17 protein-coding genes are annotated in these 16,731 nt (G+C 69.2%); 7 read left to right on the forward strand and 10 right to left on the reverse strand.

What is annotated here, in order from left to right; all coding sequences use genetic code 11:
• From C8D87_RS28320 to C8D87_RS28335, 4 genes are read right to left on the reverse strand one after another with little or no spacing between them, the layout of a single operon-like run.
• Entirely contained in the window at positions 1-885 is an 885-nt protein-coding gene (locus C8D87_RS28320; protein ID WP_170166609.1) for a penicillin-binding transpeptidase domain-containing protein, read from the reverse strand.
• Entirely contained in the window at positions 882-2,120 is a 1,239-nt protein-coding gene (locus C8D87_RS28325; RefSeq protein ID WP_112228987.1) for a penicillin-binding transpeptidase domain-containing protein, read from the reverse strand. The genes C8D87_RS28320 and C8D87_RS28325 overlap by 4 nt, the downstream gene beginning before the upstream one ends.
• A 49-nt stretch (positions 2,121-2,169) precedes the next feature.
• Positions 2,170-2,580: a hypothetical protein gene (locus tag C8D87_RS28330; RefSeq protein WP_030467775.1), complete on the reverse strand. Its 411-nt coding sequence runs from the start codon at positions 2,578-2,580 to the stop codon at positions 2,170-2,172.
• Positions 2,577-4,229 (reverse strand): ABC-F family ATP-binding cassette domain-containing protein, encoded by a 1,653-nt coding sequence (locus tag C8D87_RS28335; RefSeq protein WP_233442324.1) that lies wholly within the window; start codon positions 4,227-4,229, stop codon positions 2,577-2,579. The genes C8D87_RS28330 and C8D87_RS28335 overlap by 4 nt, the downstream gene beginning before the upstream one ends.
• 91 nt (positions 4,230-4,320) lie before the next feature.
• Here C8D87_RS28335 and C8D87_RS28340 point away from each other — a divergent pair, with 91 nt between their 5' ends.
• Entirely contained in the window at positions 4,321-4,944 is a 624-nt protein-coding gene (locus C8D87_RS28340; protein ID WP_109631748.1) for a superoxide dismutase, read from the forward strand.
• A gap of 128 nt (positions 4,945-5,072) precedes the next feature.
• On the opposite strand, the gene C8D87_RS28345 is transcribed toward C8D87_RS28340, so the two are convergent.
• Positions 5,073-5,837, reverse strand: coding sequence for an ABC transporter permease (locus tag C8D87_RS28345; RefSeq protein WP_112228989.1), 765 nt, complete (start codon positions 5,835-5,837; stop codon positions 5,073-5,075).
• A 6-nt stretch (positions 5,838-5,843) separates the two neighbouring features.
• A complete protein-coding gene (locus tag C8D87_RS28350) occupies positions 5,844-6,107 on the reverse strand; it encodes a DUF2530 domain-containing protein (protein ID WP_198681039.1) in 264 nt (87 codons plus the stop codon).
• 16 nt (positions 6,108-6,123) lie between these two features.
• Here C8D87_RS28350 and C8D87_RS28355 point away from each other — a divergent pair, with 16 nt between their 5' ends.
• From C8D87_RS28355 to C8D87_RS28365, 3 genes are read left to right on the forward strand one after another with little or no spacing between them, the layout of a single operon-like run.
• Positions 6,124-7,557 carry an NCS2 family permease gene (locus C8D87_RS28355; RefSeq protein ID WP_112228990.1) on the forward strand — a complete coding sequence of 478 codons (1,434 nt, stop codon included), beginning with the start codon at positions 6,124-6,126 and terminating at the stop codon, positions 7,555-7,557.
• Between the two features lie 40 nt (positions 7,558-7,597).
• Complete coding sequence (locus C8D87_RS28360) at positions 7,598-8,023, forward strand: MarR family winged helix-turn-helix transcriptional regulator (protein ID WP_112228991.1); 426 nt, start codon at positions 7,598-7,600, stop codon at positions 8,021-8,023.
• A gap of 58 nt (positions 8,024-8,081) precedes the next feature.
• Positions 8,082-9,356, forward strand: a complete 1,275-nt coding sequence (locus tag C8D87_RS28365) for an MFS transporter (RefSeq protein WP_112228992.1) — start codon at positions 8,082-8,084, stop codon at positions 9,354-9,356.
• Positions 9,357-9,427: 71 nt separating this feature from the next.
• On the opposite strand, the gene C8D87_RS28370 is transcribed toward C8D87_RS28365, so the two are convergent.
• On the reverse strand, positions 9,428-12,202 hold the full coding sequence (locus tag C8D87_RS28370) for a sacsin N-terminal ATP-binding-like domain-containing protein (protein WP_112228993.1): 2,775 nt from the start codon (positions 12,200-12,202) through the stop codon (positions 9,428-9,430).
• Positions 12,199-12,927 (reverse strand): DUF3027 domain-containing protein, encoded by a 729-nt coding sequence (locus tag C8D87_RS28375; RefSeq protein WP_233439177.1) that lies wholly within the window; start codon positions 12,925-12,927, stop codon positions 12,199-12,201. The genes C8D87_RS28370 and C8D87_RS28375 overlap by 4 nt, the downstream gene beginning before the upstream one ends.
• 58 nt (positions 12,928-12,985) lie before the next feature.
• On the opposite strand from C8D87_RS28375, the gene C8D87_RS28380 reads away from it, so the two are divergent.
• The 3 genes from C8D87_RS28380 to C8D87_RS28390 are packed head-to-tail and all read left to right on the forward strand — an operon-like array spanning position 12,986 to position 15,714.
• The gene (locus C8D87_RS28380; protein ID WP_109633126.1) at positions 12,986-13,741 is read left to right on the forward strand and encodes a glutaminyl-peptide cyclotransferase; all 756 of its coding nucleotides are present in this window, start codon (positions 12,986-12,988) and stop codon (positions 13,739-13,741) included.
• Between the two features lie 4 nt (positions 13,742-13,745).
• The gene (locus C8D87_RS28385) at positions 13,746-15,248 is read left to right on the forward strand and encodes an MFS transporter (RefSeq protein ID WP_233442325.1); all 1,503 of its coding nucleotides are present in this window, start codon (positions 13,746-13,748) and stop codon (positions 15,246-15,248) included.
• A gap of 10 nt (positions 15,249-15,258) precedes the next feature.
• A complete protein-coding gene (locus C8D87_RS28390) occupies positions 15,259-15,714 on the forward strand; it encodes a DUF2771 family protein (RefSeq protein ID WP_170166610.1) in 456 nt (151 codons plus the stop codon).
• On the opposite strand, the gene C8D87_RS28395 is transcribed toward C8D87_RS28390, so the two are convergent.
• Both C8D87_RS28395 and C8D87_RS28400 read right to left on the reverse strand, forming a co-directional pair.
• Complete coding sequence (locus C8D87_RS28395; protein ID WP_112228996.1) at positions 15,711-16,295, reverse strand: HD domain-containing protein; 585 nt, start codon at positions 16,293-16,295, stop codon at positions 15,711-15,713. The two genes, C8D87_RS28390 and C8D87_RS28395, sit on opposite strands and share 4 nt — an antisense overlap.
• 13 nt (positions 16,296-16,308) lie before the next feature.
• A complete protein-coding gene (locus C8D87_RS28400; protein WP_030470853.1) occupies positions 16,309-16,698 on the reverse strand; it encodes a cold-shock protein in 390 nt (129 codons plus the stop codon).
• Positions 16,699-16,731 lie beyond the last annotated feature (33 nt).

Raw genomic sequence — 16,731 nt, forward strand, 5'->3', positions numbered from 1 at the left:
TCAGCCGGCCAGGAACTCCTGCCAGATCACCCTGGGCAGGTCAGCGTCGACATTCGCCTCGGGCAGGCCGTCGTCGTACGGGACTTCGGTCTGCCCCACCCACACCGTGACCGCGAGCTCCGGCGTGTAGCCCGCCACCCACGCGTGCTTGGTCTTCCTCGGCTCCGCGGGAGACGTGTACGCGCTCGGCGCACAGGCCACCCCGTTGCAGGCGGGATTCCCCTTCAACCGGGTGGTGACCTGGTCCGCGAACTCCTTGCTGAACGCCTGCTCCCCGGCCTCGGCCGCACGGTGGCGCGTCGAGCCGTCCGCAGCGGTGACCTCTGTGACGAGGTGCGGCTTGCGCTGGACACCTCCTGCGGCGAGTGCCGCGTACGTGGCGTTCACCTTCAGCGGCGTCGCCGGCTCTTTCAGAGAGTTCCGCCCGCCATCTGCGAGAAGGAGCCCCGGCCCCGGTTCCTTCTGCACCTCGCTCACCATGTCGTTGGTGTAGCGGAAACCGGGCAGGTACACCCGTACGGCGCCCGAGGCCGGATCCATCGCCGTCACCGCTGCGTCGAGCTCTCGCTGCGGGGCGACCAGCCGGCCGAGGACGGTGGCGGCGACGGTCTGCGCCTTCGCGTCGATCGACGTGCGCACCACGGCACCGCTGACCTGAAGCGAGTCGTACGACAGCGACGCCTCGGCCAGCTCGGCGAGCACACGTTTCACGAGCAGGGTGCGGGGCCGGCCGGAGGTGCTGCTCCACAGCCTGGAGCCGTCCGCGTACTGCACCACGACCTCCTTGCGCGGCGGAGGTGGTGCCGCCGGCGGATCGGGCCGTCGCCACACCACGTACCCGACGACGCCCGCGACCAGAAGCAGCGCGATCAGCGAGCGCCTCACCACTGCGTCCGCTTCTGCTCGAACGCCTGCCACAGCGCCTTCGGCAGGCCGGAACCCACGACCGCGCGCCCCTGGGAGTCCACCGCGGGTGTGGTCGGCCGGTCGCCTCCGACGAACACCGCCACCGACATCTGTGGGCTGTAACCGACCATCCACGCGTGCGCGACCGTGGTCTGGTCGAGCCCCTTCGGCCGCCATTCACCGTGCCGGCATCGGGTGTCCGGGTGGTTGCTGCAGGCTTCCGCGTCGTGCAGCGCGGCGTTGATCTGGCTCGCGATGTCCTTGCTGCGCGCCGGATCCTGGTCGAACGCGGGCTTGCCGGGGTTCAGCGCCCGGTACAGCGTGGCGCCGTTGACGTCGGTGATGTGCGTGATGAAGTGCGCGACGCGGTGCGTACCCTCCGACGCGAACGCCGAGTAGGCCGCGGCGAGATCGAGCGGCCGCATCCTGGCCTCCTTCTCACCGAGCGCCATGCCCGCGTTCGGAGTGCCACCGCCTTCACCGACGAGCAGGCTCGTCTTCTTGCCGTCGACGTGCACCGACTCCGGCACACCGGCCTGGCGCGCGGCGGTGATGACCGGCATGATTCCGACGTCGTTGGTCACCAGGTCGTACATCGCGACGCTGCCGGACTTCCGCAGCGCGTCGCGCACGGTGCAACGCTCGCCGCAGTTCGCACTGTCGCTGATCGTCACCTCGCCGAAGGTCCTCGGCGAACGGCCGTCGTACGTGCTGTCCAGCGTCTTGCCGCTCTGCAGCGCGGCGACCACGTTGAACGGGAAGAACGCCGGGCCGGGCTCCTTCAGCACGCCGCCCGCGTAGTCCACGGCCGGGTCGTTGCCCGGCGCGTAGGCCTTCACCGCACCGTTGTTCGGGTCGACAGCGGTGATCGAATACCTCAGCGACGCGGGCTCCCCCGCCGCCGCGGTGCGGATCACGTCCACCGCACCCGACTGCGCCCTCGGGTCGATCGTCGTCACCACGATCGCGCCGCCGCCGGTGCGCAGCTGGTCCAGCGACACCAACGCTTTCCCGCCCAGCTCCTGGACCACCTGCTTGACCACCGGTGTCTCCGGGTCGCCGGTGCGCCAGAGCTGCGAGCCGTCCGCGTACTGCAGCACGACAGCCCCGGAAGCGGTGGACGGCGGCGCCGCGTCGGATCGTTGCCAGACCACCACCGCAACGACCGCGGCGACCAGCACCAGCGCACCCAGAACAGGCAGGAAACGCTTCATCGAAAGCCCCCAAGTAAAACTCCCCAGGGACTGAATGTAGCGGCGTCGTCTAGCGGCGGCGGCCTGCCTTCAGGGGCGCGACGTCCGCACCGTCGTGGGAGATCCGGCACTCGTCCGGCGTCACGGCCTCGACTGCCAGGGTCAGCTCGCCCTTCACACCCGTGTAGATCGACTCACCGCGGGAGGCGAGCGACGCGTGCACGCGGTTCGAGTCGGTGAAGTCGCGCTCGTCCTTCACCCGCTTCTTCCCGGTCTCCTCCGGCCTCGTCGCGCTGCGGAGGTTGACCTCCAGCCACGCGGCGACCTCGGCAGGAGAGGTGAGCACCTCTTCAGGCGTGCGTTCGAGCCGGACCTGCCGAGGGGACGCGTGGTCGAGCGATGTGTGCTCCACATAGGCATGCCAGTGGGTGTTGCGCATCGACCAGGTCTGTTCGACCGGCCAGTCCTCCTCGGTGGTCATGTCCCATATCTTCCACCCTTCACGCGAGGAAACGTGAGGAGGTCACGCACGTTGATCTCGCGATCCACCCGCACGGCGGAAGCGAGCCGCCGATCGTGCGTGACCAGCAACAACGTGCCTTCATAGGTTTCGAGCGCGCTTTCGAGCTGTTCGATAGCCGGCAAATCCAAATGGTTCGTCGGTTCGTCCAGGACCAAACAAGTGGTGCCACGGGCTTGCAACAAGGCCAATCCCGCGCGGGTCCGTTCGCCCGGCGAGAGTTCCCTTGCCGGCCGCAGCACGCTGTCCGCTCCGAGCCGGAACTTCGCGAGCAACGTGCGCACCTCGACGTCCGGCAGCCCGGTCGCGCCGGCCACGATCCGCAACGCCGAGGCATCCGAAGCGAACTCGGCTCGGAGCTGGTCGACCTCGCCGACGACCACGCCCGGCCCGATCGAACGATCACCAGCCACAAGTGGGAGGCGACCGAGCAACGCGCCGAGCAACGTCGACTTGCCGGAGCCGTTCGGACCCGTGATCCGCCACCGCTCACCCGCGCCGATCGTGAGGTCGACCGGCCCGAGCGTCACGTCGCCGCGGCTGACCACCGCCTGCCGCAACGTGAAAGCCACCGAGCTGCCACGCCCGGCCGACGGCAGGGTGAGCCGCAGCTGCCACGCCTCGCGGGGTTCCTCGACCTCCTCCAGCCTCGCCAGCTGACGGTCCACAACGGACGCTTTGGCCATCAGGTTCTCCGCGCCCTGCTTGCGGCCCGCACGCACGTTCTTGTCCGGCTCGTCGTTGCGCGCCTTGGCACTGCCCGCACGCCGCACACCCTGCCGCGACCACTCCTTCACCTGACGGGAGCGCTGCACCAACGAGTCGCGCTTGACCGCGTACGACTCGTACTCCTCCTGCGCGCGCCGTTCCGCGTTCGCCTTCTCCTCGACGTACGCGTCCCAGCCACCACCGAACACGCTGATCTTGTGCGAGAACTCGTCGAGCTCGGCGATCGCCGTCGTGGTGCGCGCCAGGAACTCCCGGTCGTGGCTCACCAGCACGATCGCGCCCGGATACCCCTGCACGTGGGCTTCCAGCAGATCGAGCCCGGTGGTGTCGAGGTCGTTCGTCGGTTCGTCGAGCAGCAGCACGTCCGCACGGGTCAGCAACACGGCCGCGAGCCTGAGCCGGGCCTGCTGACCACCGGACAACTCGTCCGGCGACCGTCCGTCGAGCAGGTCCGCCTTCAGGCCGAGGCGATCGCAGACGGCATCCGCGCGTTCGTCGAAGTCACCGGCACCGATCGCGGTCCAGTGGTCGAGCGCGTCCGGGTAGTCGTCCCCACCGCCCTCACCGAGTGCTTCGGCCGAACGTTGCAACCACGCCTCCGCCGCCGCGACACCGGTGCGGCGGGCGAGGTGGTCGCGCAGTGACTCTCCAGTTTGGTGGAGGGTCTCCTGCGTCAGGTGCGCGACGGTTCCGGTGCTTGAGACAGATCCCGTCTCGGGCTGCAGCTCACCGGACAGCAGCCGCAGCAGAGTGGACTTGCCGACGCCGTTGGGCGCTATCAGACCGACGCGGTCACCAGGCGAAACATCGAAATCGACCTCCGAGATCACGGTCCTCGGACCGAACGACAGCGAAATGTTCCTGGCTGTCAGCACGGACACGCTTCCGACGCTACGTGCCTCCGCAACTGGTTTACTCGGGCTTGTTGCTAGTAAGTTGCAAGTACCAAGTGATTGCAAATGGGGAGATGTCATGGCCCAGTACGTGCTGCCGGATCTCGACTACGACTACGGCGACCTGGAGCCGGCGATCATCGGCGAGATCAACGAGCTGCACCACGGCAAGCACCACGCGGCGTACGTGAAGGGCGCGAACGACACGCTGGAGCAGATCGAGGAGGCCCGCGACAAGGAGAACTTCGGGGGCATCGTCGGCCTGGAGACCACGCTGGCGTTCCACCTGGCCGGTCACGCGCTGCACCAGGTGTGGTGGAAGAACCTCAGCCCGAACGGTGGCGACAAGCCGGTCGGTGAGCTCGCGGCGGCCATCGACGAGCACTTCGGCTCGTTCGACAAGTTCCGCGCGCAGCTCAACGCGGCCGCTTCGAGCATCCAGGGCTCCGGCTGGGGCATCCTCGCGTGGGAGCCGGTCGGCCAGAAGCTGATCACCCAGCAGCTCAAGGACCACCACTCGAACCTGTCGATCGCGACCACGCCGCTGCTCGCGTTCGACATCTGGGAGCACGCGTACTACCTGCAGTACCGCAACCTGAAGGCCGACTACATCTCGGCGCTGTGGAACGTCGTCAACTGGGAGGACGTCTCCGCCCGCTTCGAGGCTGCCCGCGCCGGCAAGAACGGCCTGCAGCTCGGCTGATGCTTCGGCGGTGGGTGCTCCGACAAAGCCTCCCGCCCGCCGGATACGACGAGGCCCCCGCTCTGCCCAGAGCGGGGGCCTCGTCCGTTCCCGAACTGACTGCCGCTCCCACCACGAAGCGACGTGACTTAGGTTAGCCTAACTTCGCCTTGTTGGGAAGCCCGTCTGACGAGGCCTCTCGCGATCAGCTCGACCACGGTGGCGACGGCGGCCACTTCGACGGCGAGCAACGCGAGCAGGACCACGAGTTGCAGTGCGCCCGCCTGCCAAACGGGAGCCCCTCCGAGCAGCATCCCGACAAACGCACCCGGAAGGGTGACAAGGCCGACCGTCCTGGTTTGGTCGAGCGCCGGCAGCAACGCCTCGGCCGAGGGGTGACGGATGATCAACCTGGCCGCGGTCGGCTCCAGGAATCCCAACGCCAGCGCGGCCTCGTACTCGCCGTGACGGTCTCTCAGCGCGTCGAGGGCCCTTCTCGCCGAGAGGGTCGTCGCGGACATCGCGCCGCCGATCAGAATGCCGCCGACCGGGATCAGGGCGATGCCCTCGACCGGCAGGAGCCCGATGCCGATCATCAGCACGAGCGCCGGCACCGTGCCGATCAGGATCGCCGTCCCGACCCAGACACCGTTCCAGCCGGTCCTGGTGCGCCTGGCCGACGTGGCCGTCGCCACGACCACCATGACGACGAGGAAGACCCCCGTCAGCCCCAGGTGGGTGAGGACGAACGTGATCACCGCCGAGACCGCCGCGAGCTGCAGCACGGCACGGGCGGCGGCCTTGAGGAACGGCTTCGGGGTGGCGAGTCCCGTCGCCCACGCGATCGCCCCCGCGGCGGCCGTGAAGACCACGCAGACGATCAGCAGCCGGACCCAGTCGGTGACGGCGATCATGCGCGGCTAGGCGTCGTCGAGGCCTTGCTGGGCGGTACGTGACCCTCGCCTCGCGGCCCGGCGTTGCCAGTAGAACACTCCGTAGCCGATGATCCCGAGCAGACCGCCCGACAGGGTCGTCCACAGCAGCGTGCTGTTGGAGCGGTCGACCACCAGCACGACGAAAAAACCGAGGAACCACAGCGCGGTACCACCCAGCACCACCGGCACGGGGTCTGCCAGCCGATGCGGCAGCGGCGGCGGATGAGGGGCGGAGTCGCGTTCGGACACATCGTTAGGAGACCAGATGCTGGACGGGTTCTTCAAGATTTCGGAGCGCGGGTCGACCGTGGCGCGCGAAGTCCGCGGCGGCGTCGTGACCTTCTTCACGATGGCCTACATCGTGGTGCTCAACCCGTTGATCATCGGCAGCTTCGCTCCGACGGGGCCGGGTGCGCACCCCGACGTCCTCGGCAACATCCTCCCCGTCGGCCAGGTCGCAGCGGTCACCGCGCTGGTGGCCGGCGTGATGACCATCCTGTTCGGACTGATCGCGAACTACCCGTTCGCGCTCGCGACCGGCCTGGGCATCAACTCGTTCGTGGCGGTCTCCGTCGCGGCCAAGGTGTCGTGGCCGGAGGCGATGGGCCTCGTCCTGGTCAACGGCCTGGTCGTCCTCCTCCTGGTGGTCACGGGCGTGCGGACCGCGGTGTTCAACGCCGTGCCGAACGAGCTCAAGGCCGCCATCGCGGTCGGCATCGGCCTGTTCATCACCTTCATCGGCCTGGTCGACGCCGGTTTCGTGCGCCGCCTGCCGGACGCCGCCAACACCACCGTGCCGGTCGGTCTCGGCATCAACGGGTCGATCGCGAGCTGGCCGACCCTCGTCTTCGTGGTCGGACTCGTGGTCACCGGCGTCCTCTTCGCACGCAGGATCAAGGGCGCGATCCTCATCGGCATCGTCGCCACGGCGATCTTCGCGATCGTCCTCGAGGCGATCGTGAAGGCGGGCCCGTCGGCCGGCACCAACGTCAGGGGCTGGAACCTCGGCTACCCGGCCCTGCCGGACAAGGTGTTCGGCGTGCCGGACCTGTCGCTGCTCGGCGAGGTGTCGTTCGGCGCCTGGACGCGACTGCCCGCGCTCGCGGCCGCGTTGATCGTCTTCACCCTGGTCCTCACCGACTTCTTCGACACCGTCGGCACGATGACCGGTCTGGGCAAGGAAGCGGACCTCATCGACAAGGACGGCCAGCTGCCGAACGTCAGCAAGGCACTGTTCGTCGACGGCCTCGGCGCCGTGGCCGGCGGTGCCGCGTCCAGCTCGTCGAACACCGTCTACATCGAGTCGGCGTCCGGCATCGCGGAGGGCGCGCGGACGGGCCTCGCGAACGTCGTGACCGGTGTGCTGTTCCTGCTGGCGATGTTCTTCACGCCGCTCTACCAGGTCATCCCGATCGAGGCGGCCGCTCCCGCACTGGTGATCGTCGGCGCGCTGATGATGATGCAGATCCGCGAGATCGACTTCACCGACTTCACGGTGGCGCTGCCCGCGTTCCTCACCATCGTCGTCATGCCGTTCACCTACTCGATCGCGAACGGCATCGGTGCGGGCTTCGTGAGCTACGTGCTTCTCAGGGCTCTGACCGGCAGGGCACGCGGCATCCACCCGCTGATGTGGATCGTGGCCGGCGCCTTCGTCGTCTACTTCGCACTGGGACCGATCCAGAGCCTGCTCAGCTGACCTTTCGGCAGGAAACTATTTCGTGAGGTATGCTAACTACGTGGCGACCGAACAGCACGGACTGGCGAGCAAGCTCAGACTCGCCGTCGTCCGCCTCAACCGTCGCCTGCGGGCACAGCGCACCAACTCGTCGGTGTCGCTCACGCAGGTGTCCGCGCTGTCCACACTGCACAAGTGCGGACCGCTGACCCCGGGAGAGCTCGCGGCCAAGGAAGGCGTGCAACCGCCGTCGATGACGCGCGTGATCGCCGCCCTCGAGGAGTTCGGCTTCGCGACGCGCAGCCCGCACCCCACCGACGGCCGTCAAGCCATCGTCGAGCTGACCGGCGAAGGCTTGTCGTACCTGAAGGACGAGATCACCGCGCGCGAGGCGTGGCTGGACAAGCGGCTGGCAGAGCTCGAACCGGAGGAACGGGAGCTGCTCTCCCGTGCCGCCGAGATCATCGACAGGATGGCGGGGCAGTAGGAACGTGGCGGGTTACGCGGGTGGTGGAGCGGACAGTTCCCCACCTCGTCGTACCGGCATGTTCGGATCGTTGGGCATCTACAACTATCGCTTGTACGCCTCCGGCCAGATCATCTCGCTGGTCGGCGTCTGGATGCAGCGCGTGGCCCAGGACTGGCTGGTCCTGGAGCTCACCAACGGCTCCCCCGTCGCCCTGGGCATCGCCGCCTCCCTCCAGTTCCTGCCCGTGCTCCTGTTCTCCATGTGGGGCGGCGTGCTCGCCGACCGCCTGGACAAGCGCAAGTTGTTGCTTTGGCTCGAATCCGCGCTGGGTGTCTGCGCGCTGGCGCTGGGCCTGCTGGACGTCACCGGCGTCGTGCAGCTCTGGCACGTCCTGGTGCTCTGCTTCCTGCTGGGCTGCTTCTCCGCGGTGGAAACCCCGGTGCGCCAGTCGTTCGTCGTCGAGATGGTCGGCCGCGAGTCCCTGACCAACGCCGTGGCGATCAACTCGATGATGTTCAACCTGGCCCGCATCATCGGCCCGGCCATCGCCGGCGTGACGATCGTGGCCATCGGCACCGGCTGGGTCTTCCTGGCCAACGCCATCAGCTTCGTGGGCGTCGTGCTCGGCATCTGGCTGATGCGCACGTCCGAGCTTCTCCGCTCCGACCCGCTGCCGCGCGAGAAGGGCCAGCTGCTCTCCGGCCTCCGCTACGTCCGCGGCCGCCCGGACCTGCTGACCGTGATGCTCCTGGTCCTCTTCATCGCCACGTTCGGCATGAACTTCTACATGACCCTGGCGATCATGGCCCGCAACGTCTTCGGCGGCGACGCCGACGCCTACGGCCTCCTCTCCACGCTGATCGCGGTCGGCACCTTCGCGGGCGCGGCCTGGGCGGCCCGCCGCAAGACGCCCCGACTGACCGTGTTCATCGGCTCCGGCATCGTCTTCGGCCTGCTGGAAGCCATCTCCGGCCTGATGCCGACGATGCTCCTGACCGGCCTGATGATGATCCCGGTGGGCATCGCGATGATGACCTTCAACACCACCGCCAACGCCACCATCCAGCTGGCGGTCGAACCGGAGATGCGCGGCCGGGTGATGGGCATCTACATGCTCGTGTTCCTCGGCGGCAACCCGGTGGGCGGCCCGCTGATGGGCTGGCTGGGCGAGATCAACGGCCGCGCGCCGATCGTGGTGGGCGGCGCGGTGTCGATGCTGGTGTCGATCACCGCGTGGATCATCCTGGTGAGGCGCGGCGACATAGCCAGGCCCCGCCCACGCTTCCGCAAGCAGAAGCAACACGAAGACCCTCCCGCCAGCCCAGCAGAACTGCAGCCGTCAGACAGGTAGTCGCCACGAACGTCTCGCGAGGCCGCAGGCGAGCGGCGAGGGCCGAACGCAACCGGGGACGACCCACAAAATCAGCCCAACAACGTAGCCGCACTGGGATCGGTGATCAGCGCGGCGAACGTGTGCCGGTCCTCCCACCGCTCCGTCACCCACGCGAGTGCGCGCGCCAGGCCCTCGGGGGTGTCGGCGGCGTGCGGCACACCGTCCGCCATCCACCACTCGACGCGCTGCCCGTCGACCACGAGCTCCTCGTGCACGACGACGACCCCGTCCGGCAGCGCGACCTCGAGCAGCTCGCAGGCCATCCGCACCGCCGCGAGGTCCTGCCACCGCACGACCTCACCGACGTGGTCCGGCGACCCGCCGAACTCCTCGGAAGCGAGCGCGAGGTCCAGCAGATCCGCCAGCTCCTCGGACCCGTCCGCGAGCAACACCCGGGATGGCGGCACGACCCCGAGCAGCCACGGGTGGTCGAGCACCACCACGTCGTCGGCGGACACGACCTCACCGGAAAGCACCCGCACGCGCTCAGGCGGCGCGAAATCTCCTTCAGGCAAAGCCGCATGGGCCCGCAGCACGACCGCGTCCGCGATGGCCCGGTCCGGATCCCCGAGCCGCTCCAGGACGAACTCGGCATCGTCGTCGTCCCAGATCTCCAGCCGCGACCGGACTCCGGCCGCCCGCAACACGTGTTCCGGCAGCTCCAGCTCGGGCACGGCGTCGAAGAGCCCGTCCAGCAACGAGGCCTCGGCCAGCCGGTACTCGCGCGGCGCCTTTCCGGCAAGCGTTGCGTGCCGGGCGATCCACCAGCCCGTGTAGCCGTCGGGCTCGGTGACCGCACGCCACGTCACCGGATCCGAGGCCAGCAACCGCAACGCGGCCGGCCAGTCCGCCACCAGGTCCAGATCCCGCACGGCCACCACGCGACGAGGCTCGTCCGCCATGGACGACCACCACGCGGACTCGTCCGGCAGGTCGTGGTCCGGTCCGGACGGCTCGTCGTCGATCACCACGGAGAACGTGTCGACCACACCGACGGCGACCAGGGCGGCCCGCGGGTAGGCGTCGGCGATCTCCTTGGACAACAACGGAAACGCGTCCGCCTCGACCACGCCGACCAGAGCGGAGTCGGGCATCAGCAGCTCGTCCGCCCGGTGCCACTCACCGGAAGCGTCGGGCAACGCCAGCGCGCCCAGCCACGGTTCCTCGCCCGCACGCAGCGCCGCGCGGTCGACCAGGCGCAGCACGGTTTCGATCAGGTCCTCGCCGTCGAGACCGGCCTCGGCGTCCTCCACCGAGCGGGCGACGTTCTCCCGCAACGAAGGATCGGCCAGCAGCTCGACAGCTCCGGCCTCGACCGCGCCCAGCCGCACCAGCAGCGGATGAACGGCGTCCGGGTGCACCACCCGCAGACCGGGCAACGGCTCGTCCGCGATCAGGGTCGTGCGCGGCCCGGTGACCGTGCGCCCATCGGCCAGCGGCACGGGCAACGACTGCAGCGCCTCGCGCACCTCCGGATCGACCTCGGCCAACGGCTCGAAGGCGGCGTAGACGTCCCGCCACCAACCGGGATCGCCGTCGACACCGGCCAGCGCGGCCACCACCTCGGCGGTCGACACCCGCGGAACTTCCAGCGCTGCCAACGCCTTGGCGTGCACCGGCGCGGACAGCTCGGCGTCCAGCAGGCCCGGCAGCGCGTCCTCGACCAGCTCGACGAGCTCCTCGGAGCCGACGTCCAGCACGCGAGCGCGCGCAGGAGTGATCCACTCGCCGGAAGCCAGCGGCAGCCACGAGGCGGCGCGCAGCTCTCGCAGCACGGCGGTGCGCAGCCGATCGTCCACTTCGGACAAGGGGAAGCCCGGCAGCGGCACCAGAGCGGTCCGCTCGACCGCGGGCACCCGCTGCACCAGCGCCGGGTACAGCGCGGCGGCGGCGTCCAGCACCGACCAGGCGGCGGCGCCGGGCAGCACGCGGCGGCGTGACGGCTCGACCGGTGTGGTCGCGATCAGACGGGCCGGCAACGACAAGCGTTCGTCGGTCGGCGTCGGCGCGTGCAGCACGTCCTCGCCGAGCTCCGAGTCCAGCGGGTACGCCCAGACGACCGTCCAATGGGGACGGTGCTCGACGCCCTGCACCAGCTCGGTGGGCAGCTCACCGGTCGTGCGCTCGACGAGCCAGCGCGACGAGCCGATGGTGACCACGCCGTCCGCGGTGACGAAGCGTTCCCACGACTGGGAGCCGATCTCGATGCGCCGCAGACCCGGCAGCGCGAGCAGCAGGTCCGGCACCTCGTCCACGAAGTCGTCGAGCGAGAGGTCGACCTTCAGCGGCAGCCGGACCTCGGTCGTGAAACCGGCGGGAACCTCTTCTGCGCACGGCCAGACCAGGCGCAGCACCGGCACGTCCCCGCCGCGCTCCGACGCCAGCTCCGGGACCTCTGCACGCGTCCGCGCGGCGGAGAACTCCACGCCGCCGGAGGTGGAAACGACCCGGGGCGCGTCCGTCACGGCCAGCACGGCCGCGAAACCGACACCGAACTGGCCGACGCCGGACTCCTTGGCCGAGGCCCGCAGCGAGGCCAGCGCGGCGACACCGGCGGCGGTCAGCGGTGCACCGGTGTTGGCGGCACGCAGCTCGCCGTCCACCAGAGTGATCCGCAACACACCCGGCTCTGCGCCGGCCGCGTCGGCCGCGTTCTGGGCGAGCTCGACGAGCAGACGGTCCCGGTAACCACCGAGACGGAGGTCTTCCTCAGCGTTCGCGTCTTCGCGGAAGCGGGTGGGCGAACCACGCCACGCGGCGAGGACCGAGGTGCGCAGGGCCTCGGTGCCGAACGGGTCGGTCACTCCGAGACGTCCAGCTGCGCGTCGTCGTAGACGAGATCGGCGACCGGGACGATCGAACCCATCTCGACCTCGACCTCCGAGTGCGCGCCGCAGCCGTACTCGACGTGCACGACGTGGCCGTCCGCGGGCGAGATCTCGTTGGCGCACACGCCGAACGCGGCACCGAACGCACCGGCCACGCGGGTGTAGAAGCCGCACGTGCCGCAGTGCGCGGGAGCGCTGCGGGCCATGTCGGACTTCGGGCCGAAGTCCGAGGACGCCCAGCGGTCCGCGGCCTCGAGGCGGCCCTCGCGGGACAGCACGCGCGTGCGGCCGAGGCCGATCTCCAGCGCGACCTCCTCCACCGCGGGGTCGTCGGACTGCACGTAGGCCTCGACCAGGCGCGGGTCGTTCTCGCGGGGCGGCAGGAGGTCGCCGACTCCGAGGTCGCCGGCGCGGACCCGCTCGCTCCACGGCACCCACTCGGGCGCGACCAGAGCGTCCTGACCCGGCAGCAGCACGACCTCGCTGACCGACACCGGGGTGCCCTCGCCCGCGTAGGCGACGGTCACCGCCCAGTTCCAGCCGCGGTAGCCCGCGTGCTCGGCCTCGAACAGGTGCGTCACCGAGAATTCGTCCTCGCCGAGCACCCCGACGTGAGCGCCGACGCGTTCCAACCCGGCTTCCTCCTGCGCGGCGGCGCGGGCGAGGTCAACGGCGTCGGCGAGCAGTTGCGTGGCGTTCACGTCGTGAATTGTGCCGCAGGTCTTCGCCGGGACGAAAACTCGTGCCACCCTCCGTGGGGTGCGCTCACCCGTCTGGCTGTTCATCGTCGCGGTTCTGGCCGCCTGCTCGCCGCAGCAGGAGACAAAACCGCAGGTAGAGGTCCTGCAAAAGATTCCTCACGACTCGTCGGCGTTCACCCAGGGGTTGGAACTGGTCGACGGCGTCCTCTACGAGGGCACCGGGCTCGAGGGCCAGTCGACGATGCGCGCGCTCGACCCGTCGAGCGGCGACGTGCAGAAGAAAGTTGATCTTCCGCAGGACTTCTTCGGCGAAGGCATCACGGTCGTCGGCGACACCATCTGGCAGATCACGTGGCGCAACGGCGTGGCGATCGAACGCGACCGCAAGACGCTGAACGAGGTCCGCCGGGTGAACTACAGCGGCGAGGGCTGGGGCATCTGCGACGACGGTCAGCGGCTGATCATGAGCGACGGCAGCGCGAAGCTCACCTTCCGCGACCCGAAGTCGTTCTCCGAGACCGGCAGCGTGCAGGTCACCCGCGACGGCAAGCCGCTCACCCAGCTGAACGAGCTGGAGTGCGTCGGCGGCAAGGTCTGGGCGAACGTGTGGAAGTCCGACGAGATCGTCCGCATCGACCCCGCCAACGGCCAGGTGACCGACGCCTACGACCTGTCGTCGCTCAAGCCGACGGGCCAGAACGTCGACGTCCTGAACGGCATCGCGCACATCCCCGGCACCAACGAGTTCCTGGTCACAGGCAAGAACTGGCCCACCATCTTCCGAGTGAGGTTCAACGGAATGGGGCAGGATTGAGGGTGTGACGGGCAACGGCGGGTGGAGTGACGAGCCGACTCCGAGGCGCTACCCGTGGCAGGACGACGAGTACCAGCCGCGGCAGCGTTCCCGTCCCGCGTCCGAGCACGGTTTCCAGGCCCCGCCCCGCCGTCCCCAGAACACCCGTCCGCTGCCGAACCAGGATCAGCAGACCACCCCGACGCCCAAGCCGCCGAAGAAGCTCACGGTCACGCGCGTCGCGTGGTTCCGCAGCAAGCAGCTCTCGCAGCAGGCCGTCGCGGCGTTCCGGCGCGCGGCCCACGCCGACGGTGCCAAGAAGTCCGGCATGTCGTCAGTCACCTACGCGGTGATGATGAACTACGCCGCCGATGCCGCGATGGCCGTCGCGCTGGCGAACACGCTGTTCTTCAGCGCCGCGTCGGCGGAGTCCAAGACCAAGGTCGCCCTGTACCTGTTGATCACGGTCGCGCCGTTCGCGTTGATCGCGCCGGTGATCGGCCCGCTGCTGGACAGGATCCAGCGCGGCCGCCGGCTGGCGCTGGCCGCGTCGTGCGTGGTGCGGATCGTGCTGTCGATCGTGATGGCGCTGAACTTCGACAACTGGCTGCTCTACCCGGCGGCGCTGGGCAGCATGGTCCTGAGCAAGTCGTTCACGGTGCTCAAGTCCGCGATCACCCCGCGCGTGTTGCCGCCGGAGATCACGCTGTCCAAGACCAACGCGCGCATGACGGTCTTCGGCCTCGCTGCCGGTGCGGTGTTCGGTGCGTTCGCCGCCGGGTTCGCGAAGCTGTTCGGCTCACCGGGCGCGCTGTGGTTCACCGCGGTGCTGTGCCTGGTGAACGCGGTGCTGTGCATGCGGATCCCGTCCTGGGTCGAGGTGACCGAGGGCGAGGTTCCCGCCACGCTGACGTCCAGGCCCGCCAAGCAACGCATTTCCCGGCACGTTGTGGTCGCGTTGTGGGGCAACGGTTCCATCCGCATGCTGACCGGGTTCCTGACGTTGTTCGCGGCCTTCGTGGTCCGCGCGCAGACCGAGGGCGACGCGTTCCAGCAGCTGCTCCTGCTCGGCGTGATCGCCGCCGCCGCGGGAACCGGCAGCTTCCTCGGCAACGCGATCGGCGCACGCCAGCAGTTCGGCAAACCGGACGAGGTGATCCTCGCCTGCGTGGGTACGGCTCTCGTCGTGACCATCGTGGCCGCGGCGCTGCCCGGCCTGGTCACCGCCGCGATCGTCGGCCTGCTGGGCGCCACGGCGTCGTCGCTGGCCAAGGTCGTCCTGGACGCGGTGATCCAGGACGACCTGCCGGAGGAGTCGCGCGCGTCGGCGTTCGGCCGCTCCGAGACGATCCTGCAGCTCGCGTGGGTCTTCGGCGGCGCGCTGGGCGTGCTGCTGCCCGCGACGTTCTGGATCGGCTTCCTGGTGCTGGCCGTCCTGCTCGCGCTCGGACTCACCCAGACCTGGCTGTACCGCAACGGGACGTCGTTGCACAGGCTCGTCCGCAGGCCGGCTCCTGCGACCCCGTAGGCTGCCTGACGTGCGTCGACTTGCTTCTGTCCTGGCCGCCAGCGTCCTCGTGCTGACCGGATGCGCTCTGCCTCGGCACGACCCCGAGGTCACGTTCTACGCGAACGGCAAGACCATCCGCCTCGAGCCGACGATCTACTGCGACATCGACGGCTCCAACTGCGCCGAGAAGAACGCGCCCGGCACGTTGAAGGTGCCGGCGGGCAAGGTCGTGCAGATCTCGGTGGACGGCCAGCTCGCGAACGGCCTCTGGGAGGTCGTGTGCGTGTACGAGAACGCCGCGAAGGTCCAGGAGGGCTGCTCCTCGCCGTTGCTCGGCAAGGGCGAGAACTTCTCCTACACGCTGGCCGTGCCGAACCAGAACGACCAGCTTCTGCGCATCGAGGTGCACGAGGCGGCCGGCGCGGTGCTGGACACCGGTCAGCCGCTGATGCGCGGTTCGTGGGTCGTCGACATCACGCGCTAACGCCTGCCGAACGCTTCCCACCACTCGCTCGGCACGATCCGCAGGGCCGAGTCCATCAGCGCCTTGCCGGTGTCGGTGACCACCGATCCCTGCATGGTCTGGATGAAGCGCTCCATCTTCGTGACGCCTGCGGCCTGGTACTCCCGTGCCTGCAGCAGAAGTTCCAGCTTGTCGGCGTCACGGGAGCAGCGCGCTTCGGGCGTGTGGTCGTCGCCCTTCGCGGACTCGTGCTCGGCGACCAACGCCTCGATGTGCGCGGCAAGAGGAGCGGGCAGGTTCTTCACCTGGTCCCTGGCCACTTCCTCCGGCGGCATCTTCACGTCGAGGTAGAGCTTGCCGACGTACGGGATGTCGCCGATCCGCGCTTCGGGCACGTCGTGGAAGAGGCCCAGCGTCGCCGCCCGGTCCGGGTTCGCACCCTCCTGGACGGCGATCGCGTACGCCAGCACGCCCACCCGGAACGAGTGGGCGGCCACCGACTCGGGGTTCTGCACCCCGGCGAAGAGCCACCCCGCTCTGGGCAGGCGTTTGAGCTGGCCGACCTCGTAGACGAACTCGACGATCTTGTCAGCTTCAGACATGCGGCCGATCTTTTTACGGATCGAGGTCCCGCGCCACCGCCCGGACGACCTCGGCGACGAGCTTCATGCTCTTCTTGTCGGACGGGTAGCGGCCGCGGCGCAGGTCGGGCTGCACCTTGTTCTCCAGCAGCTTGATCATGTCCTCGATCAGGCCGTGCAGCTCCTCCGCGGGACGGCGGCGCGCCTCGGCGACGGACGGCTGCGGGTCGATCAGGCGCACCGACAGCGCCTGCGGGCCGCGCCGGCCCTCCGCCATGCCGAACTCGATGCGCTGGCCGGCCTTCAAACCGGTGACACCCGGAGGCAACGCGGCTTTGCGGACGTAGACGTCCTCGCCACCGTCCTGGGTGACGAACCCAAAGCCCTTCTCCGTGTCGTACCACTTGACCTTGCCGGTCGGCACCGCGCTCACCATTCCCAAGCTTGTCGCACAACG

Source organism: Lentzea atacamensis, from assembly GCF_003269295.1.
In the GTDB taxonomy this organism is placed as follows: Bacteria; Actinomycetota; Actinomycetes; order Mycobacteriales; family Pseudonocardiaceae; genus Lentzea; species Lentzea atacamensis.